Origin of the sequence: Chryseobacterium oryctis (genome assembly GCF_025971925.1) — a bacterium.
Taxonomy (GTDB): Bacteria; Bacteroidota; Bacteroidia; order Flavobacteriales; family Weeksellaceae; genus Chryseobacterium; species Chryseobacterium oryctis.
Genome location: NZ_JAPDHV010000001.1, coordinates 437858 through 459561 on the forward strand (window position 1 = coordinate 437858; position 21704 = coordinate 459561).

The window sequence follows — 21704 nt, forward strand, 5'->3', positions numbered from 1 at the left end:
CGTATACTCTTTTGTCTAAAGAGTAAAAATTTCAATTTTTCTATAACTCAAAAAACAAATAATGAAAGTTTTAAAATTTGGTGGAACTTCTGTTGCCAATTCACAAAATATATTACAAGTCGAAAAAATTATAAAAAAAGAAGCCTTAAAAAACCAAATTGTTGTCGTAGTTTCAGCCCTTCATGATGTTACAGACAATCTGATACAAGCTGCCGAAAGTGCTTCTAAAAAAGATGAAAAATACATTCAGATTGTTAAAAACATTGAAGAGAAACATTTGAATCTCGTAAAAGAATTAGTTCCTGTTTTAGAACAAAGTTCTTGGCTGAGCTTTGTCAAAAAACACATTAACGATATTGAAGATATCTGCAACGGAATTTTTGTTTTAGGAGAATTTACCGACCGAATTAAAGATAAAATTACATCGTATGGAGAATTTCTTTCATCAAATATTATTGTTTCAAGACTAAAATCAGAAGGAATCGATGCCGTATGGATAAATTCTGCGGAAAATATTATCACAAACAGCAATTTCACAAACGCAAAGGTAAATTTTGAACATACTGAAAGTAATTTTCAAAAAAGCATAAGTAAAAATCAACATCAGGTTATTGTTGTTCCCGGTTTTATTGCAAAAGATGAAAAAGGCAATCCAACAACATTAGGAAGAGGAGGTTCAGATTTCACAGCTTCCATTATTGCTTCTGCTATCAATGCAGAGGAACTACAAATCTGGACTGATGTAGATGGTATGATGACTTCTGATCCTAGATTAGTTTCCAATGCAAAACCGATTGCTGAGATTTCTTATCATGAAGCGATGGAACTCTCACACTTTGGAGCAAAAGTTTTATACCCTCCGACAATACTGCCTGTAATGGTTAAAAATATTGATTTAAGAATTAAAAATACATTCAATCTGGAAGCTATAGGAACTTTAATTTCGCATAATCTGATAAAATCCGATATTGAAAATGAGCAAATTGCTGTCGGAATTTCGAATATGTCCAACATATCGTTATTAACTTTGGAAGGTAACGGAATGATAGGGATTCCTGGTATTTCGGCTAAACTATTTCAATGTTTAAGCAATGAAAAGATTAACGTAATTCTGATTACTCAAAGTTCTTCAGAACATTCAATCACCATTGCAATTAATGAAAAAGATGCTCTAAATGCAGAAAATGCAATCAATAATACTTTTGAAGATGACATACGATTAAAAAAAGTAAATCCTGTAAACATTGAAAACAGTCTTTCAATCGTCGCATTGGTTGGAGAAAACATGAAAAGCAGAAGCGGAGTAAGCGCAAAAATGTTTGGATGTTTAGGAAATAACGGAATTAATATCAGAGCAATTGCACAAGGTTCTTCAGAAAAAAACATAAGTATCGTTATCTCAGAAAAAGATATCAAAAAGGCAGTGAATGTTCTTCATGAAGAGTTTTTCGAATCAGAAATCAAGCAAGTTCATCTTTACATTTGCGGAACAGGAAATGTGGGTGAAAAACTTATACAGCAAATCTATGATCAGAATGAATATCTTAAAGAAAACCTCTTAATTAATTTAAGAATTGTAGGACTTTCAAACAGCCGAAAAATGATTTTCTCCGACAAAGGAATTTCTGAAAATGAATATGAAAATTTCATTAAAAACGGTGAAAATGCATCAGTTAAAAAGTTTGCCGACGAAATTATCAATCGTAATTTAAGAAACTCTGTTTTTGTAGATGTTACGGCAAGCTCTGAGATTCCAAATATTTATGAAAAATTGCTAAAAAAGAGCATAAATATTGTTGCTTGTAATAAAATTGCAGCTTCTTCCGATTTTGAAAATTATAAAACATTAAAAACAATTACCCGAAATCATAGTTGTAAATTTTTCTTTGAAACCAACGTCGGAGCAGGACTTCCTATTATTGGAACAATCAATGATTTAATAAGAAGCGGTGACAAAATCACTTCCATTCAAGCTGTTTTAAGCGGAACATTAAATTTTGTTTTTAATAATTATGACGGAAGTAAACCTTTTTCAGAAGTAGTACTTCAGGCACAAAAAGATGGTTACACAGAACCTGACCCAAGAATGGATTTAGCAGGAACTGATGTTGCCAGAAAAATCTTGATTTTAGCGAGAGAAGCTGGTTACTCACTTGAATTTAATGAAATTGAAAATATAGGTTTTCTTCCAAAAGAATGTATGCAGGGAAGCGTAGAAGAATTTTATCAATCTCTTATCAAGTACGAAAACCATTTTAAAAATTTATTAAATGAGGCACAGAAAGACGGAAAAAGATTAAAATACGTCGCTGAATTCAAAGATGGAAAAGCCAAAGTCGGGTTACAACATATTGCTCCTGAAAGTGATTTGTATCATCTGTACGGAAAAGACAATATTGTCATTTTTAAAACACTGAGATATTCTGAGCAACCTTTGGTTGTAAAAGGTGCAGGTGCAGGATCTGAAGTTACAGCAAGTGGAGTTTTCGCTGATATTGTACGTTCTATTTAAAAGTTAAAATTATGAAAAAAATTAAATTAAAGGTTCCGGCAACAGTTGCTAATTTGGTTTGCGGTTTTGATATTCTGGGAATGGCAATTCATGAACCTTACGATGAAATGGAATTCAGGTTATTAGAAACTCCTGAAATCATCATAAAACATACTGATAATTTTGGTTTACCGGAAGAGCCTTCACTGAATGTTGCAGGTATTGTCTTATTGAAAATTAAAGAACATCTTCATCTGAAAACAGGTTTTGAGGTTATCATTCATAAAAATATAAAACCAGGAAGTGGACTCGGCTCCAGCGCGGCTAGCGCCGCCGGAGCCGCTGTCGGAGCCAACATTTTGTTAGAAAATATTTTATCAAAAGAAGAATTGGTACATTTTGCCATGTTCGGAGAAGAACTTGCATCGGGAGTAAAACATGCAGATAATATTGCACCCTGCATCTACGGAGGAATTACTTTGGTAAAATCTTCAAATCCTATTGATATTATTCCGTTGAACTCCCCAGATTTATTTGTGACGGCAGTTCATCCGCAAGTTGAAGTAAAAACGTCCGATGCAAGACAAATTTTAAAGAAAAATATTTTACTGAAAGATGCCATAGAACAATGGGGAAATATTGCAGGACTTGTAGCAGGAATTCAGAAAAATGATTTTGCATTGATTGGAAGAAGTTTAAACGATGTCATCGTTGAACCTGTAAGAAGTATTTTAATTCCAAAATTTGATAAGATTAAAGAAAAAAGTTTGAAAACCGAAGCTTTAGGAGGAGGTATTTCAGGTTCAGGCCCTTCTATTTTTATGTTATCTGAAAAAGAAGAAACTGCCCAAAATATTGCAAAACTTATGAAATCTATTTATGACGAAATTGACATTGAAAACTTCGTATATGTTTCAAAAATAAATCCGTCAGGAATTAAAATCACAGAATAAAATTTAAACAAATGAATTATTATAATATAAAAGATAAAGAAGAAATTGTAGATTTTAAAACTGCAACTATAAAAGGACAGGGAAAAGAAAAAGGGCTTTTCTATCCTGAATCGATTCCTCAATTCGGCAAAGATTTTATTGAAAACCTATCAGAGTTTTCAAATGAAGAAATCGCTTATCTATGTATGAAAGATTTTGTTGGAGATGAAATTCCGTCTGATATTTTGAAAGAAATTGTTTTTGAAACCATCAATTTTGATATTCCATTGAAAAAAATCAATGACAATATTTATTCTCTGGAGCTTTTTCATGGTCCTACTCTAGCATTTAAAGATGTTGGAGCAAGATTCATGAGTAGATGTTTATCTTATTTTTTGAAAAATGAAAATAAAAAAGTAACAGTTTTGGTAGCAACTTCCGGTGATACCGGAGGTGCTGTTGCCAATGGTTTTTATAAAACCGAAAACATTAATGTTGTTATTCTTTATCCAAAAAATCGGGTAAGTAAAGTTCAGGAAAAGCAATTGACTGCACTTGGCGAAAATATTTCGGCTTTGGAAGTTAACGGAAGTTTCGATGATTGTCAACAGCTCGTAAAACAGGCTTTTTTAGATGAGAAAATCAATTCGGAACTATTTCTAACATCAGCCAATTCCATCAATGTTGCAAGATGGCTTCCTCAACAGATCTATTATTTGTTAGCACTGAAACAATGGCAAAAATTGGAGAATAAAAAGCCTATAATTTGCGTACCAAGCGGAAATTTTGGAAATATTTGTGCAGGAATTTTAGCATATTTCAGAGGACTTCCTGCAGAACATTTTATTGCAGCTTGTAATGAAAATGATGTTATTCCGAATTATTTACAAACCGGAAAATTAGAGCCTCAAAAAACCATTGCTACCCTGTCAAACGCGATGGATGTGGGAAATCCGAGCAATTTTGTAAGAATCTTAGAGCTTTTCGGACATCAGTTTGAAGAATTGAAAAATAAAATTTCTGCCTATTCTATCAATAATGAAAAGACTTTACAGACAATCAAAGAAGTGTACGAAAACTACGACTACCTTCTGGAACCTCACGGAGCAGTTGCTTGCTCTGCCCTAAATCAATATTTGAAAGAAAATCCGAATAGAAAAGGGCTCATTTTAGAAACTGCACATCCTATAAAGTTCCCAGATGCTGTAGAAAAAGCTATTAATATAAAAAACAAATTACCTGAATCACTAAGTGAATTAATGAAAAAAGAGAAAAAAAGTATAGAAATACGTCCTGATTTTGAAGAATTAAAACGATTTTTGCTTAATAAAAATTAAAAAAAATATGAGCAAGATTTATCTTGAAGACGTAAAAATATATGCTTATCACGGGGTTTTACCTGAAGAAAATATTGTGGGTACCTATTATATTCTCAATGTAGAACTTCATACAGATTTGTGGAAAGCCGCAATATCCGATGATTTGAATGATACGATAAGCTACGCAGACATCAATGAAATTCTTCATGATGAGATGAAAATAAAGTCTAAACTTCTGGAACATCTAGGCGGAAGAATTATTTCTAAAATCCATGAAAAATTTCCTGAAATCTCATATATTAAATTAAAAATAACCAAAACCGCCCCTCCAATGAAAGGCGAAATGAAAGGTGCAAGCATTGAGCTGGAAAAGAATTTTTCTGCGAATAATTAAAATTTATTACTTTCACATTTTAAAAATTCATCACAAATTGAAATATCTAAAAATATTATTTCTACTGGTCTTCGTAAGTGTATTTGGACAAGATAAAGTCGATAATCAATTGGCGACTTACAATTTTCCAAAAATAAAATCAAGCATTACAATGCCTGTCACCATACCACTTTCGGAGATTAGCAATATGATAAATGCTTCTGTGAAAGAACTTATATATCAGGATGATTCTTACACAGATAATAATAACGACCAGTTTAAAGTAAAAGTTTGGAAAACCCGACCCATACGACTTGTAGGAGGAACCAATCAAAACTTACTGATTGAAGTTCCTTTAAAAATATGGGCAGAGAAAGGCATCGGAACATTAGGAGTATACACTTATCAAAATACAACTTTTGAAACCGTAATGTCTTTCAACACAACTTTAAATTTTAAAAATAACTGGACAATTACAACTAATACTCAGCCCAACGGATTCCGATGGGTGACTAAACCCGTTTTAGATTACGGAAAAATACAAATTCCTATTACTTCTTTAGTTGAAAAAAGTTTAAAAGAACAACAGGAAAAATTCTGTAAAACTATTGACCAGCAAATGGCAGCTCAACTTAATTTTCAAAAATATGCAGTAATGGCGTGGAATACTTTTTCACAACCTTTCAATATTTCTGAAGAGTACAATACATGGTTAAAAGTTTCTCCAATTAATGTAAATATCACTCCTTTAAAATTTTACGCAAATCAAATTAACACCAACCTTGGTGTTGATGTGTATTCTGAAACATTTACAGGAAGTAAACCAACCGCTTCACAAACAATAACTTCTGCACCCAATTTCAATTTTGCTGCAAATCTTTCCGACAAGTTTTCACTTCAGACAACGGCAAATATTCCATTCACTGAAGCCAGTACGATTGCCCGAAAAACTTTTCTAAATAAAGAATTTGACATTAGAGATTCTAAAGTAAAAATTACCGACATCAGAGTTTATGGTATTGATGACCGAATCATGATTGAAGCGCAAACCGATGGATATATTAAAGGAACTTCAATTATTTCAGGAATACCGGTTTATGATGAGACTAAAAGGAAAATTGTTTTATCTAATACCAAGTTCAAGCTAAAAACTTCCAATATTTTACATAAAACAGCTTCGGTTTTCTTTCAGGGAAAAATTACTAAAATGATTGAGGATGAATACGGAATTCCTACTCAGGAACTAGAAGAAACTTCAAAGAAAAGTATAGAAGAAGCTTTCAACAAAGAATATTACAAAGGGTTGAAAATGAACGGAAAGGTTTTCAATTTAAAGCCAACACAAATTCTGTTATCACCAACGGGAATCACGGCTGTAATTGATACCAACGCAACCCTAAAATTAGTTTTAAACGGATTTTAAATAATTAAAACAAACACAAAATACGATGAGAAAACATTTACAGATTGTAGACAGACACAAGGCTTCTTTAGGTACAAGATTTGCAAATTCACTTTTAGACGGAATTTTCATACAAGTAATTTATTATGGTTCTCTTTTAGTTTTCGGAATAATCTACGCGATTATTTTTGGAGAAGCGATAGATTCAGAAGCTATAGAAGAAGATACTGCAATAAATTTAGCTTTTACATTTTTATATATTACTTTCCACTTATGTTATTATATTTTAATGGAATACTATCTAGGAAAAACTATTGCAAAATACATCACCGGAACCAAAGTAATAAGTATAGATGGTAATAATCCTACGATAGGACAAATAGTTGGACGTACTTTTTCAAGACTTGTGCCTTTTGATGCTCTTTCATTTCTGGGAGAAAACGGTTGGCATGACAGTTGGAGTGATACAAGAGTGATTAATATAAAAAAATATCAAGCTGAAAAACAGGTAAAAAGCGAAATCGACAGCCTTGGAGAGAAAGAATTTGCTTAAAAAATTTTTATTGAATCAGGATTTTTATTATATTTGCACACATTAAAAATGGTACTTTGGCCGAGCGGCTAGGCAGTGGTCTGCAACACCATCTACAGCGGTTCGAATCCGCTAGGTACCTCACAACAAAACCCGAACAAATTGTTCGGGTTTTGTTTTTTTATTTATTTTCAATTCATTTCTTGTATTCATTTTGTAGTTTAAACATCCTCGATAACATATAAAAACTATTGATATTTAAAAATCAATATCTATTTTTATAGAATCTATGTGCAAAATCCTGATATACAATTTCGTCAGCTCCCTCTTTTACATTATAGGGAGATGTGATAGGAAAATAATCTTCATAAATAATACTGTCTTTTTTAAAAACAATCCCCTGAACTCCATCTTTTCCTTGAATAATTACAGTTTCATTCACATTAATTTCAGGATAAGAAAAAGAAAGAACTTTTCCGTCTCTTTTTAAAAAATAACATGGAGGTTTTATCTTTATTTTCCCTGATATTTTATACTCATCTGAATGAATCCTTAATTTACCTATCCCAGTACTATCTGAAAGCTCCAACAAGACTCCATTTACCAATGTAGTATCCGTTATAGCACTCTCGTTATTTTGTATAGTAATACCCTTCTTCTCTTTTGAACAAGAAAGAATAAAGAAACTCAAGATTAGTATGTAAACATTTTTTTTCATAATATTCAATTTAGATAAGAAACCAAAACCATATTTCTACCCCCTTTTCAAAATAATCTGATGTTCCACCCTTCAATTCGATTCCATCCCATAAATCAATATGGTCAACACCTCCAGACCATCCATCTTTAATGAAAACAATACCCTTATGTTTAAAACTTTTGCTATTCATTTTAGGATATTTTTTCCTTTCCATTTTTAACCTCTTTCCAAATATTTCGGGATGTATATTAATCCAATCTGCTAATTCCTGAGCTCTTAGAATATGTTTAAATCCATCTTCATGCTTTTCCCAACATTTCACTCCTCCAAACGACATTATATCAACACCTGATTTACTTAATGCTACACTCATACGAATAGCACATTGATTTTGATGAACACTTTTATTACAAGGAAACACATTCTTCCCCCGGATGATTATTCCATAATTGTTCAAATCTAACCATAATGAAATATTTATAGTTCAATAAAATATTTTTAAATCACATATTAGAGAATAAAATAAATTAAAACATCTTTTAATTATTTGTTATTACTAATCAATAAAAAAATCCCCTACCGAAGTAGAGGATAAAAACTAATAACCATGAAAACTCAAATTAAACATGAGTTATTTTATACATTGAAATATTGTGCCAAGAATACCAACATTTATCTTTTTAACATTATTTTAATAGTGTCATAACAAGTACTAATTTTAATAAATAACTACACTAAATCAAATAAAATCCAGTAAAAAAATAAACTATTTTAAAATTAAATAAAAATACAACACTAAATAAAAAGTTAACAATAATATTTGACAATTAAATATTTCAAAAAAATAAGCTCTCATTTCTGAGAGCTTATTCTATTACTATAAATAATTAATTATTATTCTTTGATAAATTTCTTCTGTGCCTTACCTTGAACATCGTCAATGTCTATCACATAAACTCCATTTATCAAGTTTCTTACGTCAATTGCATTGTTTAAGATTAATCCGCTTGAAACAACCTGTCCCGTTGTATTATAAATCTTATAATTTGCTTTCTTGCTGATATTCTTAACATTCAATACTGTACTTACCGGGTTAGGGTAAATCATGATGTCTGTCTGGTTGATTGTATTTACCACAGGATTTTTTGAAATTCTTACTGTATAATCTTCAACCTCTCCATCTGTAAAACTTGTACAATTCACAGGAATTCCTCCTTTCTGTAATGCTACTCTCATCACTACATATTTGTAGTCTGTCAGGCTTACAAATGCATCTGCAGGTACATCAAACGTTCCTGTAATAGGCGTAGTCTGATTTGGTACCACAGCAAGAATTCTTTCATTAATATCAAATGTTCCGCTTCTGTCGAAGTCAATCCAAACTGCCAATCCTGCATCTCCGTTCGCTCCTAACAGTTTCTTCTCAATAGAAATTTGATTTCCTGTTGAACCTTGAATCAATTCAATGAACTTAACAGGGTTATCTGTATAGTCTGAATATGTAGAACCAACAGAAGTATTATTCATTTCAGGTTTACTGTTAGGCTTCACTGTTACATTTGAAATGTATGTTGAAGTTCCATTCTGAGACTGCATATGACAGTAAGTCACTGTAGGAGTTGTAAAGTAGTAAGGAGGAGTATAAGTTCCCGGTGTTCCGTTACACACATTTACTACCTGCATTTCATATTTCGTTAATTCTAACAATCCTGTTATAGTATAAGTATTCGTTGAAACAGGAACATTTGTCCAGCTTGGAATACCTACTTTTCTATATCTCAGAATATAAGTTGCTCCAGGGAAAGGATCCCAAACAACTACCGCCGTTGTTGGAGTAAGATTAGTTATTGTTAATCCCGGAGGCGGCAATTCACATGTTCTTTCCGTTGTAAATACTTTAGGATTAGACCATGGATTAAGCGTTGTTTCACCAGTACAAATATTTGCTATCTGAACCTCATAAGTTGTGTAAGGAGTAAGACCTGGTAATGTGTAAGTATTTACCGGAGCAGCCGGTAAAGGTATATTAGCACTCCATCCTGCAGCACCACTTCCTACAATTCTATATCTCATCACATAAGAAGAGCTTGCAGCTAAAGGTGCCCACGCTATTAATGCGGAGTTTGTCGTAATATTACTAATTGTAATACTTGGAGGAGTAGGATCACATTTTGTAGAGAATGGAACCGAAGTAGCTGTTCCTTCAGTTGTATTACAAACCGCAACGACTTTTACTTCATAATTTTTAGCAGGATCTAAACCTGTTGTAATAGCATAATTGGTTGTAGGTGGCGATAGTATCGGAGAAGAATTAGGCCATCCTGTAGCTCCAACTTCTCTCCAATAAACTATATAATTAAGATTATCTGGAGAGGCAGTCCAGTTTACTGTAGCAGAGTTATGAGTAATAGCACTCACAAAAACATTTGTAGGAGCTGTAGTAGAACACGGTCTAATAATAAAAGTAAAATCTACAAAATTACCATAAGCAGCCGGACCACAAGGCACCAGTGTACCAATATAAGATGCCGCAAATCTAGCTCTATAAGAGCCTGAAGGACGACCTGCCGTATTAATTGTTGTTGTTGCTGTATTAATATAACTTGTTGAAGCATAAACCGTTTCTGTTGCAGGCTCAAACGTCATATTATTATTCCAGTCTATCCATAAATAATAGTAGTATGTACTTGTTCCTGCATTCATACTAACATTCACAGACGTTCCTGGTAATGCAGAAAAACTGGTAGCAGAATTATTTACATATGCACTATATGAAGAGGCTGTATAAGCAAGATTGGTAAACCCTCCTGTCGTTGTAATATCTTTTAAATAGTATGATGTCGAAGACGTACCTCCTGTAGGTGCACAATAATTAGTATAAACAGAAAGAGGCCCTGTCCAATCACCTATATCAGAAGTACTACATCTTGCTCTCACCCAAATGTAATAGGTTGTACTTGGAGCTAATCCACTAATTAGTTGAGTTGGACCTGTAACTCCTGAATACTGTGGCGTTACACTTGCAGCAGGAGTAGCATTTGACGTTGTATAATAAACATCATATCCACCTGCAGGAGCAGGAGTTGGTACCGTCCATTGTATTGTAGTACTTGTTGTTGTTGTATTTAAAACTGTCAAACCTTGAGGATCTGTACATGTTGGAGCAACTCTCAATTTGAAATCGTCAACCCCTAAATACCAAGGAGAACCTGTAGAAGTAACACTTAGTCCAAAATTATATGTCCCAGATGTTGTTGGCGTATAATACACTTTGTACAGCGTATAGTTTGCAGTACCTTGTGTTGATGTAATAAATTGTCCTAAAGTTGTAGCTCCGGTAGCTGTTTGGGATGTATTTACCAATACATTACCCGTAAAGCCCATATAAGAACTTGTTGTTCCTCCTGTATTATAATAGAATGAAAATTCATATTGTGTACCTGCTGTCAAGTTGAAACTTGGTGTCCAAAGTTGACTGGCAGTGGTATTACTGTATTGAATTCTCATATAATTAGGCGTAGATCTAGGCCCATTATATGTTGTAGAAGCCGTATTTGACGAATTCCAATCGTATGTTCCTTTTATTTGTTTCCAACAATTCGGTACAATAGCAGCCCCTATTGTTGTCATAGAATCAAAGTTTTCTGTCCAAGGAAGAGTTGTTATGGCACTACAAAGAGTCGTGAACGATGGTCCTGCAGCCCAAAAACTTTTATCTGTAGAAGAACATACTGATCGAACCCACCAATAATAAGTAGTAGAAGGAGCAAGACTACCCACCGGTACTGAAGTACCTGTAGGAACTGCTACCCCTGTCGTTGTAGGAGTAGGAGGTGTATTAGTTGTACTAATGTAATATTCATATCCATTAGCAGGAGCTGAAGTTGAAGCCGTCCAACCTAAAGTAACAGAATTAGCCTGAACATTTGAAGCAGCTAAAGCTGTTGGAACAATACATGTAGGAGGCGCTCCTACTGCAATTGTAAAATCTACAAAGTTTCCATAGTTACTAGGTCCACAGGCAGTAATAGGAGTCGTTGGTGTTAAATAACCATTCTCAATTCTTACTCTATAAGAACCCATAGCCTGAGCAGCAGGAACGTTTATAGTTCCTGTATAAGTTGCAGCATACGATGTGGTAGCTATAGGATTTTCGCCAGCATCATTAAAATCAAAATCATTATTCCAATCTATATATACATAATACTTTGCAGTACTTGAACTTGTTGCCAAATTCAGTTGTATGACCCCGCCCGGAGATGTATTTACCACCTGGGAAGAATTATTAACATAACTTTGATATGTTGAAGCTGTATAATTAATACTACTCTGATCAGAAAGGGTAATTGTCTTTAAATAATAGGTTGTACTTGATGCCCCAGCTGTAGGTGTACAGTACTGAGCTTTCAATCCCCAAAATGACAGAAAAAATAAGAACAAAAAATAAAATTTTCTCATAAGTCAAACAGTTTAAAAAATAAGTTCATTACACATTTATAACTTTTATACATTAGGGACAAAACCAATGTCTACCAAACACAAAGAAAAAATTAAAACAGTGGAGAGTTTCTTCATAAATACATTTTTTTATATTAATACTACAAATCTAAATCGTTTTTTTTAAATTATTAGTATAAAACTGAATCTTTTTTACGAAAATTTATTTTTACCAATTCCAATTGCACATTAATTAATAGTACAAAAAAATATTTTCAAAATTATTACCTAAAGTAATTACGAATTTAACAAATTCAAAAAACTCATATTATTAACTAAAGTACGGCAAGTGAAACCATTCTGCACACCCAAATCGATTAAAAAGTTTATAAATATTATTAGGTATACAAATATTTTTCGTAATAAAACACATAATATTTTCAGAATATCATATGCCAAGAAAAAAGAAACCTCCCATATGATATGGGAGGTAAAACACAAATGATGAAAAAAAATTTTTCAGACACAAAGGTAGATAAAAATTCACACATATTCGAATTATTATTGAAAAACTTTATTTTCACAAAATATTTCACTAATAAAATTTATTTTAATCCAAGTATAGTAAGGGATTTATTGAATATAAAATTTTATCTTTTATTTCGCTTATTATACCTTTTTCTGTCTGTGGCATAAAATCCATAGGTTCTAAAACCATCTCTAAGATTCTTCTTCTTAAGAACCTGATAAAATCCTAAAATGACAAGAAGAGATAAGCCGAGTGCAAAGAATGTTTTAACCAGAAATATATAATTTTCAGTCTCCATAGTTTTCAAGGTATTAGTTTATGTTAAATTTAATATTTATTTCTCAATTTTGCGAAATAAAATCCATTATCATTAAAAAATTCCTCAAAAAATGAGGAATTTAAACATGTGTTTTTTTATTTTAAATTTACTCTTCCCAAGTAATCGGAATATAAACCGTAATATAACCATCTGTCCCAACTTGAGCATCAGAAACAGTTCCTTGTACAGAACCATATCCTGCCCAACCTCCTTGACCCTGCATAGCCCAGAAAGTATATGTACCTTCCGGAAGTTCTTCATAATAAGCAGGGAGTGACTGAAATCCTCCTCCATAATATGTGTCAAAAGTTTCTCCGGTAACATTATTCGTTGCCATAAAGCTCCCTACATCATAATTTCCTGAAAGAATTTTATCTCCATTTTTTGAAAGAAGCCCATATCTTATTTTATAAGTCTTAGCTTTGGAAACTTCTTTTGACATAATAGATTTTACAGGTATATTCTCACTACCTATGATAGCATCATGGGGTGATTGTGCCGTAAACCCCATAGATAGACCTCCAAAAACTAAAGTTTTCAGAATTAAATTTTTCATATTAATGCAATTTGTTATTTCAAAAATAAGAGATTTACATTAAATAAATCTAAACTCATAATTAACGATATATTACATTGATAAATAGACAAAAAAAGCAATAAACCTTAGTATTAAAATTTATAATTTACATACCTTGCAGCCTATTTTATTTTATTATTAACAAATGTCATACGGATTTATGAAGAAAAGTAAGTTGAGTAATGTTTTAACACTAGGTTTTGCGCTTTTTGCAATGTTTTTTGGAGCCGGAAATTTACTATTACCCCCTTTAATTGGAGTAGAAACAGGCGCTAATTTTTTTATTGCAATAATTTCATTTGGATTAACAGGAGTTCTTTTACCTTTTACAGGAATTTTATCTGTCGTATTTTCAGGAGATAGCTTTCATGATTTAGGAAATCGAATTAATAAATACTTAGTTTTAATTTTAGGAACTATTACCATTATTTGTATAGGACCTTTAATCGCAATACCAAGAACTGCTGCAACTACTTTTGAAGTTGGTATTAAACCCTTTTTTCAGGGAATGAATCCAATATGGAGTTCATTCGTTTTTTTCGCAATAACACTTGCTCTGGCAATTCGCCCTTCAAAAGTAGTCGATGTTATAGGAAATTACCTCACCCCTATTTTGCTGGTTCTTTTAGTAATATTAATTACAATGGGAATAATCAACCCAACTGCAAATTTTTCGTCATCTAAATTATCAATGACAGGTGCTTTTTCTAGAGGTTTTATAGAAGGCTACCAAACATTAGATGTTTTAGCTTCAGTTATTTTTGCCGGTATCATTATTAAAGCAACAAAAGATAAAGGATACGTAGATAAAAAAAGTAAATCCCAAATTGTTATTGTTTCAGGATTATTATCAACGACCTGTTTACTATTCGTTTATGGTGGATTAATTTATCTGGGGGCTACATCAGGTGTCGCAAACGGCACTGAAATATCTCGTTCAGAATTACTAATTCACATTTCTCAAAATATCTTAGGACAATATGGTGTTATAGCTATTGCATTATGTATGGCTTTCGCTTGTTTAACCACTTCCATTGCGCTTACATCTGCAGTCGGAACATTTTTGAATAAAATTACCAATGGTAAATTGAGCTATACTTTATTAACCATTTTATGCACAATAATATCTTTCGGATTATCAATAAAAGGAGTAGATAAAATCATCGAATTTGCTTACCCTCCTTTAGTTTTTGTTTACCCAATCACAATAACTTTAGTTATTTACATTGTTTTATTCGGTCGATTTATTAAAAGTAAAGTTCCATATACTCTCGCATTGATATGTTCAACAGTTATTGCTGTTTTTGATTTACTTAAATTATTCGGAAAACTGGATGAATCTACTTTAAAATATTTAGATAAAATTCCGTTTTTTGAATATGGATTAGGCTGGATCATACCTTCCCTTATCGGATTTATTTTAGGTTTAGGAATAGATAAGATTGTAAACAAAAAAACATCTGTGTAATTATTACTTAAAATAAAACCATCAAAATCTAATTAATATTCATATTTCTCAACGAAAACGCCTCATTTAAGATATTTTTAGAATTTTTAACATTACTTAACCTGAATTTGGCTTCATAATTGAAAATATTTAAACAATCTCAGTAATACTACTTTGATATCCTAATTAAAATTTGAGTTATGAAAAATATATTATTAACAGGTTTAGTGTCAATTTTCATGTTGACAGCTTGTAAAAAAGACAACCAAGTAGCAGAAAAATCTCTGGAACAACAAAAAGTAGAATTCCAGATGAGACAACTGGAAATCGAAAAACAAAAACTGGCCATCGAAAAAGAAAAAATGGCTTACGAAACACAAAAAAAAGCAGACAGCATCGCTGAAGTTAAAAAAGCAAAAAGTGAAGCAACTGCAAAAAATTCAAAACCACAGGTAATAAGAGAAACCAAAACAATATATAGAGACAGAGAATCCTCAAGTTCAAGTTCAAACGGAACTTACGCAGACAACGGAAATAGTGCTTCTCAAGGAACAACACAAAAAAAAGGAATGAGTAAAGCCGCTAAAGGAACCATTATCGGAACTGTAGGTGGAGCTGCAGCTGGCGCTATAATTTCTAAGAAAAACAGAGGTTTAGGTGCTGTAATTGGCGGTGTTGTTGGTGGTGCGACTGGTTATACAATCGGTAGAGCTGGTGATAGAAAAGATGGTAGAGTTCAATAACATTAATTTAATACTTTCACAATAAATTAAAAGATTGCTTATTTTTAGGCAATCTTTTTTTATGTTTTTAATCTTAATTTCGACAATTTTCATATTCCCTACCTTGATGGGCTGGGGAAAAATCACAAATTCACTCTTCGGAAGCTTATGTAAAGGAATTTCAGGAAATATATTTTCCGGAATCTTTATCATAAGCCTTATCTGGACTATCTTATCATTCTTCTTTCCGTTAAATATATACGTTGAAGTTATCACTATTTTAATTGGACTTTTTTTCTTTTTCAGAGAAAAATTGTATTTACCTCTTTATAATTTTTCAAAAAAAGAAACAGTTTTATTCGGTGGAATTATTTTATTGATTTTATTCGGCAGTTCATTTCATCCCTTTATTTTAGACCATTTTGGATATTATATACCAAGCTTAAAGTGGCTTACAGAATATGGTTTGGTAAAAGGTATTTCAAATCTAGACCTTACCTTAGGACAAATGTCGATTTGGCATATCTTTCAGGCAGGATTTTCAAATTTCACGGATCCTTTTTTAAGAATTAATGCCATTCTATTAATTATCTATTCCTTATATATTATAGAAAACAAAAGCTGGATTCAGCTTTGTTTCATTCCCGTATTATTACTGTTTTCGCAATCTCCAAGTCCCGATTTACCTGTAATTATTTTTTCAATAATTGTTTTAAGTGAAATTGTAAAAGAAAATAAAAATGTACATCTGATTTTTGCATTCTCAGTTTTTGTTTTTGCAATCAAACCAACGATGATTTGGTTACCAATTTTATCCTTTCTCTACTCTATTTTTATCGTTAAATTTAATTTTAAAAACTTAATTCCCGGGACAATAATTCTTCTTCTATTCTTTATTAAAAATATCTGGACATTTGGATATCCTATCTTTCCAATTTCAATTGGCGACTTAGGAATAAGCTGGAAACCTAACCCTGAAGTTTTAAAAATATCTTCTCAATATGCGATTCTAAAAACGTATGATATGCAATATTCTTATCAGGAAATTCAACAGTTTTCTGGTTTAGACTATATTAAAAACTGGCTTTTCTTAAAAGGAATCAAATCGAAAATCAACATTCTTTTTATTCTGAGTTTATTCCTATTCATTGTATTTACTTACATTAAAAAGAACAAAATCATTACTCTTATTTGTATTTCAATCATTATTAAAAGTGCATTGGTTTTACTATTTTCGGCTCAGTACAGATTTTTCATAGATGTATTTTTTGTGATTTTCTTTGTGATGTTTATTTCATATTTTACTCAAAAGAAATCACTTTATATCTTTTCAGGTTTGAGTATTTTTTTCATCCTATTTTTATCTTTCCCCAATCTTGTTCAAAAACTTGTTCCGAGTTTCAGGTTAGGAAATTTCATGACTAAATTTGAAAAAGAACAATTCTACAAACCATCTGTATATTATTATAAAAAATTCGAATCTTATAAAATAGGGAATCTAAAATTTAATGTATCAAAAGATTATCCTTATAATTTCGACACTCAACTTCCGGCTATTTCAACAAGTTTTATATTTGATGACATCAATGCAAATATTTTCCCACAGCTAATTGATGAAAATAATATTCAAAAAGGATTTATCTGGAAAAATTTAACAGAAAAAGAAAAAAAAGAAGCCCAAAACGTTATCAATAATATTAAAAAACACCCATAAATTAAACAAGTTTTGAAACTTTATTATCTGAAGAAAAAAAGGTAATTTTGTATCATGTTCAATACTTTAGGTAATCTACTCAGTCTTACGACATTTGGGGAAAGTCATGGTTTGGCTTATGGTGGAATAATCAATAATTTTCCGGCAGGTTTAGCGGTTGATTTCGATAAAATTCAACAAGAATTAGATCGAAGAAAACCTGGACAATCAGCTATCGTTACACAAAGAAAAGAAAGTGATACGGTAAAATTTCTTTCGGGAATTTTTGAAGGAAAAACCACAGGTACCCCAATTGGTTTTATCATCGAAAACGAAAATCAGAAATCGAAAGATTATGATCATATTGCGAATTCTTATCGCCCAAGTCATGCTGACTTTACTTACGATCAAAAATTCGGAATCAGAGATTATCGTGGCGGAGGAAAATCTTCTGCCAGAGAAACCATCAACTGGGTAGTTGCAGGTGCACTTGCAAAACAGCTTTTATCTACTATTGAAATCAATGCTTATGTATCTTCTGTAGGCGAAATTTTTTGTGAAAAACCTTATCAGGATTTAGATTTTTCAAAAACAGAATCAAATGAAGTACGTTGTCCCGATTCAGAAACTGCCGAAAAAATGATTTCAAAAATTAAAGAAATCAAAAAAGAAGGCAACACGATTGGCGGAACAATTACCTGCGTTATCAAAAACGTACCTGTAGGCATTGGCGAACCGATATTTTCGAAACTTCAGGCTGAATTGGCGAAAGCAATGCTCAACATCAATGCGTGTAAAGGTTTTGAATACGGAAGCGGATTCTGCGGTGCAAAAATGACAGGAAAAGAACATAATGATCTTTTCAATGAAGATTTCACTACAAAATCTAATCTTTCAGGAGGAATTCAAGGGGGAATTTCAAACGGAATGGATATTTATTTCCGAGTAGCCTTCAAACCTGTCGCAACAATTATCAGACCTCAGGAAAGTATTGACAAAGACGGAAACCCTGTAATTGTAGAAGGGAAAGGACGTCACGATCCATGTGTTGTTCCAAGAGCCGTTCCTGTTGTGGAAAGTTTGGCTGCTTTTGTATTGGCAGATTTATTCTTAATCAACAAAACAAGAAATATAAATAATTTTTAACCATAAAAACATTTTTTAGTAATGGAGAATTACTGGAATCAAGGAATTTCTTTTGAAGAATATCTGAAAATCGCCGAAGAAAGATTAGCAAATCCTACAACTCAATCAGATATAGATTACAAACCTTATTACGAACTGGGAATTCAAAGAATGGATAGAACTTTAAAAAAATTCTCTCCTGATGAAGAGCAGTTAAAAAAGCTTGATGGGAAAAATTTTGATGGGAAGATTTTGATAATTTCAGAACCTTGGTGTGGTGATGCAAGTGCAACAGTTCCTGCAGTTGCTAAATTCTTTGAAGGCAGAAATGATGTCAGAATTTTCTTGAGAGACAGTGATAAGACATTAATCAATCAGTTTTTAACCAACGGAACGGAATCAATCCCTAAAGTTCTTATCTTGGATAAAGATTTTAACGTTAAAAATTCTTGGGGACCTCGTCCAAAATACGGGACAGAATTATTAATGAAATACAAAGCAGATCCTGAAGTTTATACAAAAGACGATTTTTATAATGAACTTCAGGTTTATTACGCGAGAAATAGAGGGAAAGATGCCATTCAGGAAATTTTAGAATTATTATGAAAAAAAATATAATTTATATCGTATTAATTGCCATCATCGGGATAATTGCTTTTGTTCCAGGAGTGAAAGATACTTTAAGAGATACTTTTTTCCCAATTGCAACTATTGAAAACGCTGTACATATAAGTGAAGAAGATTATGATATAGATTTAAAAGGAATAAACGTTCCGAGTACAAATCTAAAAGCTTTCAAAGATAAAAAACCTGTTTTCTTAAATTTTTGGGGAACGTGGTGTCCTCCTTGCAGAAAAGAATGGCCTTCTATTCAAAAGCTGTATGATTCCAGAAAAAATGATGTAGATTTTATATTAATTGCAATGAATGACCAGGAAGATGCTGTAGTAAAGTTTTTGAAAGAAAATAATTACAATGTCCCTGTTTATATTGCACAAAGCCCAATTTCTGAAAAAATATTGCCTAAAGCTTTTCCTACAACTTTTCTTTTAGACAAAACAGGAAGAATAATCATTAAGGAAGATGCATATAGAGATTGGAATACAGACTCTGTAAATCAGTTCATTGACAGTATAATTAAATAATTTTTTTAACTAAATTTTATAATTATTTGGTATAGAATTTGTGAAATTTGTAATGTTAAAAAAAATATTTTAATCTAAACACAAAATGAAATACTCAAAATTAAATTTAGCTAAAGAAGCTATCAACCACAAGGGCTTCATCAAAAAAATCCCTGACATCTTCAGAATGGTAAAAATGTGGCGAAAAGGAGCTTATCCTATGAGATCTATTGATATTATTTTACCATTATTAGGGTTACTATATGTGATTTCACCAATAGATTTGATTCCCGAGGTGGCAATTCCTGTAGTAGGAGTTTTGGATGATTTAGCAATTTTATCTTTAGCTATACCAAAATTAATACGAGAAGTAGATAAGTTTTTGCTTTGGGAAACAGAACAAAAATACAATACCTCTGCTACAAAAGTAATTGATGCCGAAATTGTAAAATAATTTTATAAATAATATCCTTTTTTAAGTCATTCCAATAAATTTTGGAGTGGCTTTTATTTTTATAATGAACACAGCTTGATTTCACTATTCACTTTCAAATCCTTAAATTTGCAATATCTAATAAAAAATAATGGAAAGTAAAAAAGAATTCTTTTTAGAGTGCTACAAACTAGGTATCATTAAATTCGGGAGATTTACATTAAAAAGCGGAATTGAAAGCCCTTTCTATGTAGATTTAAGACCATTAGCTTCGGAACCTAAAATTTTAAAAAATCTTGCGAATTATTTATTGGAAATGCTTCCTCTTGATAATTTTGATTTGATTTGCGGAGTTCCGTACGCTGCACTTCCAATGGCAACTGCAATGTCCTTGGAAAGCTACATTCCATTAATTATTAAAAGAAAAGAAGCTAAAAGCTACGGTACAAAAAAATTAATTGAAGGTATTTATCAAAAAGGTCAGAATTGTCTTTTAGTAGAAGACGTTATCACTTCCGGAAAATCTTTGGTAGAAACCATTGCCGAAGTTGAACAGGAAGACCTGAAAGTTTCTGATATCGTGGTTGTTCTGGATAGAGAACAAGGTGGAAAACAACTTTTAGAAAGCAAAGGATTTAGAGTTCATACACTTTTCAATATTACAGAAGTTTGTGCTATTCTTCAGGAAGACGGACAACTTACTGACGAAGAAGTAAAAAGAATTCAGGACTTCTTACAAGGAAATCATATTCAGTTTGAAGAAAAAACTCGTCTTTCTTATGAGCAGAAACTGCAAAATGCACAACATTCTGTTTCAAAAAAATTATTAGAAACAACTTTAGCTAAAAAATCAAACCTTATAGCTTCCGCTGATGTTACAACCACTCAGGAATTATTAGATTTAGCTGAAAAAGTTGGTCCGCATATCATTGCCTTAAAAACTCATATTGATGTTATTTCAGATTTCGAATATGAAAAAACCATCACTCCACTGAAAGCAATAGCTGAAAAACATCAGTTCTTATTAATGGAGGACAGAAAATTTGCTGACATCGGAAACACCCAGGAATTACAATTTACAAGTGGTGTTTTTAAAATTACAAATTGGGCAGATTTCGTAACATCTCAGGTTATCGGAGGTTTTGAATCATTAGACTGTTTCAAAAATGTAGGAGTTGTTGCCATCATCGGGATGTCTTCTAAAGGTACTTTAACAACAAACAGCTATAGAGAAGAAGCACTTAAAATAGCTTTATCTCACCCAAATGTAATCGGAGGAGTTTCTCAAAACGCTCTTCCTGACGAAGTTTTATTGTTTACACCTGGTGTAAATTTGGCAGATTCAGGGGATGGAAAAGGGCAACAATACAATACTCCGGAGCATGTTTTCCAGACTCTACATACAGATTTCATTATCGTAGGAAGAGGAATTTATAAGTCTGAAAATCCTGAACAGGCTGCAGTTACTTATAAAAACGAAGGATGGAATGCTTATTTGAATTCTTTGAAAAAAAGTTGAGTCATAATTAACAATTTCTTTTCATAAATT

The 21704-nt window shown here is 32.0% G+C and carries 18 protein-coding genes and 1 tRNA gene; 15 read left to right on the plus strand and 4 right to left on the minus strand.

Translation table 11 applies throughout. The features are described 5' to 3' along the window. The first annotated feature begins 61 nt into the window (after positions 1–61). From thrA to OH806_RS02195, 7 genes are all read left to right on the plus strand, one after another. Positions 62–2512 (plus strand): bifunctional aspartate kinase/homoserine dehydrogenase I, encoded by a 2451-nt coding sequence (gene thrA, locus OH806_RS02165; RefSeq protein ID WP_264742036.1) that lies wholly within the window; start codon positions 62–64, stop codon positions 2510–2512. An 11-nt stretch (positions 2513–2523) separates the two neighbouring features. Beyond that, on the plus strand, positions 2524–3444 hold the full coding sequence (locus tag OH806_RS02170; RefSeq protein WP_264742037.1) for a homoserine kinase: 921 nt from the start codon (positions 2524–2526) through the stop codon (positions 3442–3444). A gap of 11 nt (positions 3445–3455) precedes the next feature. Beyond that, on the plus strand, positions 3456–4760 hold the full coding sequence (thrC, locus tag OH806_RS02175; protein WP_264742038.1) for a threonine synthase: 1305 nt from the start codon (positions 3456–3458) through the stop codon (positions 4758–4760). A 7-nt stretch (positions 4761–4767) separates the two neighbouring features. Beyond that, positions 4768–5136: a dihydroneopterin aldolase gene (gene folB, locus OH806_RS02180; RefSeq protein ID WP_264742039.1), complete on the plus strand. Its 369-nt coding sequence runs from the start codon at positions 4768–4770 to the stop codon at positions 5134–5136. Positions 5137–5173: 37 nt separating this feature from the next. Continuing rightward, positions 5174–6538: a DUF4403 family protein gene (locus OH806_RS02185; RefSeq protein WP_264742040.1), complete on the plus strand. Its 1365-nt coding sequence runs from the start codon at positions 5174–5176 to the stop codon at positions 6536–6538. A gap of 25 nt (positions 6539–6563) precedes the next feature. After that, complete coding sequence (locus tag OH806_RS02190; protein WP_264742041.1) at positions 6564–7070, plus strand: RDD family protein; 507 nt, start codon at positions 6564–6566, stop codon at positions 7068–7070. 50 nt (positions 7071–7120) lie between these two features. Continuing rightward, positions 7121–7191 (plus strand) — tRNA-Cys (locus OH806_RS02195). Between the two features lie 123 nt (positions 7192–7314). Here the strand turns inward: OH806_RS02195 and OH806_RS02200 are convergent. The 4 genes from OH806_RS02200 to OH806_RS02215 all read right to left on the minus strand — a co-directional run bounded on the left by OH806_RS02200 (position 7315) and on the right by OH806_RS02215 (position 13590). Further along, entirely contained in the window at positions 7315–7767 is a 453-nt protein-coding gene (locus OH806_RS02200) for a hypothetical protein (RefSeq protein ID WP_264742042.1), read from the minus strand. 10 nt (positions 7768–7777) lie between these two features. Beyond that, positions 7778–8170: a type VI secretion system amidase effector protein Tae4 gene (locus OH806_RS02205; protein WP_264742043.1), complete on the minus strand. Its 393-nt coding sequence runs from the start codon at positions 8168–8170 to the stop codon at positions 7778–7780. A gap of 473 nt (positions 8171–8643) precedes the next feature. Beyond that, positions 8644–12207, minus strand: a complete 3564-nt coding sequence (locus OH806_RS02210) for a GEVED domain-containing protein (RefSeq protein WP_264742044.1) — start codon at positions 12205–12207, stop codon at positions 8644–8646. A 933-nt stretch (positions 12208–13140) separates the two neighbouring features. Beyond that, positions 13141–13590 carry a hypothetical protein gene (locus OH806_RS02215; protein WP_264742045.1) on the minus strand — a complete coding sequence of 150 codons (450 nt, stop codon included), beginning with the start codon at positions 13588–13590 and terminating at the stop codon, positions 13141–13143. A gap of 181 nt (positions 13591–13771) precedes the next feature. Here OH806_RS02215 and brnQ point away from each other — a divergent pair, with 181 nt between their 5' ends. The 8 genes from brnQ (at position 13772) to pyrF (ending at position 21674) form a co-directional block, all read left to right on the plus strand. Continuing rightward, entirely contained in the window at positions 13772–15079 is a 1308-nt protein-coding gene (brnQ, locus tag OH806_RS02220) for a branched-chain amino acid transport system II carrier protein (protein ID WP_264742046.1), read from the plus strand. A 179-nt stretch (positions 15080–15258) separates the two neighbouring features. After that, positions 15259–15801, plus strand: a complete 543-nt coding sequence (locus tag OH806_RS02225) for a YMGG-like glycine zipper-containing protein (RefSeq protein WP_264742047.1) — start codon at positions 15259–15261, stop codon at positions 15799–15801. A gap of 61 nt (positions 15802–15862) precedes the next feature. After that, entirely contained in the window at positions 15863–17494 is a 1632-nt protein-coding gene (locus tag OH806_RS02230; RefSeq protein ID WP_264742048.1) for an LIC_10190 family membrane protein, read from the plus strand. Between the two features lie 54 nt (positions 17495–17548). After that, complete coding sequence (aroC, locus tag OH806_RS02235) at positions 17549–18619, plus strand: chorismate synthase (RefSeq protein ID WP_264742049.1); 1071 nt, start codon at positions 17549–17551, stop codon at positions 18617–18619. A gap of 21 nt (positions 18620–18640) precedes the next feature. Beyond that, entirely contained in the window at positions 18641–19204 is a 564-nt protein-coding gene (locus tag OH806_RS02240) for a thioredoxin family protein (RefSeq protein ID WP_264742050.1), read from the plus strand. Beyond that, positions 19201–19743, plus strand: a complete 543-nt coding sequence (locus OH806_RS02245; RefSeq protein WP_264742051.1) for a TlpA family protein disulfide reductase — start codon at positions 19201–19203, stop codon at positions 19741–19743. The genes OH806_RS02240 and OH806_RS02245 overlap by 4 nt, the downstream gene beginning before the upstream one ends. Positions 19744–19828: 85 nt before the next feature. Further along, positions 19829–20176 carry a YkvA family protein gene (locus OH806_RS02250; RefSeq protein WP_264742052.1) on the plus strand — a complete coding sequence of 116 codons (348 nt, stop codon included), beginning with the start codon at positions 19829–19831 and terminating at the stop codon, positions 20174–20176. 130 nt (positions 20177–20306) lie between these two features. Then, entirely contained in the window at positions 20307–21674 is a 1368-nt protein-coding gene (gene pyrF / locus OH806_RS02255; RefSeq protein WP_264742053.1) for an orotidine-5'-phosphate decarboxylase, read from the plus strand. The last annotated feature ends 30 nt before the right edge of the window (positions 21675–21704 follow it).

What these genes read in the sequence shown, in the direction of transcription:
- pyrF (WP_264742053.1), top strand. Translation starts at nt 20,307, where the DNA reads ATGGAAAGTAAAAAAGAATTCTTTTTAGAGTGCTACAAACTAGGTATC.
- thrC (WP_264742038.1), top strand. Translation starts at nt 3,456, where the DNA reads ATGAATTATTATAATATAAAAGATAAAGAAGAAATTGTAGATTTTAAA.
- OH806_RS02245 (WP_264742051.1), top strand. Translation starts at nt 19,201, where the DNA reads ATGAAAAAAAATATAATTTATATCGTATTAATTGCCATCATCGGGATA.
- OH806_RS02170 (WP_264742037.1), top strand. Translation starts at nt 2,524, where the DNA reads ATGAAAAAAATTAAATTAAAGGTTCCGGCAACAGTTGCTAATTTGGTT.
- OH806_RS02225 (WP_264742047.1), top strand. Translation starts at nt 15,259, where the DNA reads ATGAAAAATATATTATTAACAGGTTTAGTGTCAATTTTCATGTTGACA.
- brnQ (WP_264742046.1), top strand. Translation starts at nt 13,772, where the DNA reads ATGAAGAAAAGTAAGTTGAGTAATGTTTTAACACTAGGTTTTGCGCTT.
- OH806_RS02190 (WP_264742041.1), top strand. Translation starts at nt 6,564, where the DNA reads ATGAGAAAACATTTACAGATTGTAGACAGACACAAGGCTTCTTTAGGT.
- OH806_RS02210 (WP_264742044.1), bottom strand. Translation starts at nt 12,207, where the DNA reads ATGAGAAAATTTTATTTTTTGTTCTTATTTTTTCTGTCATTTTGGGGA.
- thrA (WP_264742036.1), top strand. Translation starts at nt 62, where the DNA reads ATGAAAGTTTTAAAATTTGGTGGAACTTCTGTTGCCAATTCACAAAAT.
- OH806_RS02230 (WP_264742048.1), top strand. Translation starts at nt 15,863, where the DNA reads ATGTTTTTAATCTTAATTTCGACAATTTTCATATTCCCTACCTTGATG.
- OH806_RS02250 (WP_264742052.1), top strand. Translation starts at nt 19,829, where the DNA reads ATGAAATACTCAAAATTAAATTTAGCTAAAGAAGCTATCAACCACAAG.
- OH806_RS02200 (WP_264742042.1), bottom strand. Translation starts at nt 7,767, where the DNA reads ATGAAAAAAAATGTTTACATACTAATCTTGAGTTTCTTTATTCTTTCT.
- folB (WP_264742039.1), top strand. Translation starts at nt 4,768, where the DNA reads ATGAGCAAGATTTATCTTGAAGACGTAAAAATATATGCTTATCACGGG.
- OH806_RS02215 (WP_264742045.1), bottom strand. Translation starts at nt 13,590, where the DNA reads ATGAAAAATTTAATTCTGAAAACTTTAGTTTTTGGAGGTCTATCTATG.
- aroC (WP_264742049.1), top strand. Translation starts at nt 17,549, where the DNA reads ATGTTCAATACTTTAGGTAATCTACTCAGTCTTACGACATTTGGGGAA.
- OH806_RS02240 (WP_264742050.1), top strand. Translation starts at nt 18,641, where the DNA reads ATGGAGAATTACTGGAATCAAGGAATTTCTTTTGAAGAATATCTGAAA.